Source organism: Streptomyces sp. SID12488 (genome assembly GCF_010548275.1).
Lineage (GTDB): Bacteria > Actinomycetota > Actinomycetes > Streptomycetales > Streptomycetaceae > Streptomyces.
This window is the reverse complement of the sequence record NZ_JAAGLT010000175.1, coordinates 1-383: the sequence shown is the minus strand read 5'-3', so window position 1 is coordinate 383 and position 383 is coordinate 1. Positions and strand designations below refer to the sequence as shown.

The following is a 383-nucleotide window of genomic DNA, read 5'->3' as shown; positions in this document are numbered from 1 at the left end:
CAGCAGGGCTACGCCGCGGCGCTCGCGCTCGCCATGGCGGCCTTCACGATCGCCATCGCGTACGCCGTCCAGATCCGGGGCATGAAGCGTGCCCTCGACCAGTGACCCGGGGATGACCATGACCACGACCGCACCGCCGCGGCCCCGCAACCGGCCGCTGCACACCATCGCGAACCCGCGCAAGAGCCTCACGCTCACGCTCGTCACCGCGCTGTTCGCGCTCTACTGCCTGCTCCCGCTCGTCTGGCTCGTCATCAACGCGACCAAGACCCAGCCGGACTTCGTCACGACCCCGGGCCTGGCTCCCGGCCACTCGTTCGCGCTGCTCGACAACATCGGGCAGGTGTTCACGTACAACGGCGGCATCTTCGTCCGCTGGCTGC

General features: G+C 69.5%; 1 pseudogene. It reads left to right on the top strand.

From position 1 onward, the window contains the following. Positions 1-118 precede the first annotated feature (118 nt). A pseudogene (locus G3I56_RS43055) lies at positions 119-383 on the top strand (carbohydrate ABC transporter permease); the annotation flags it as partial.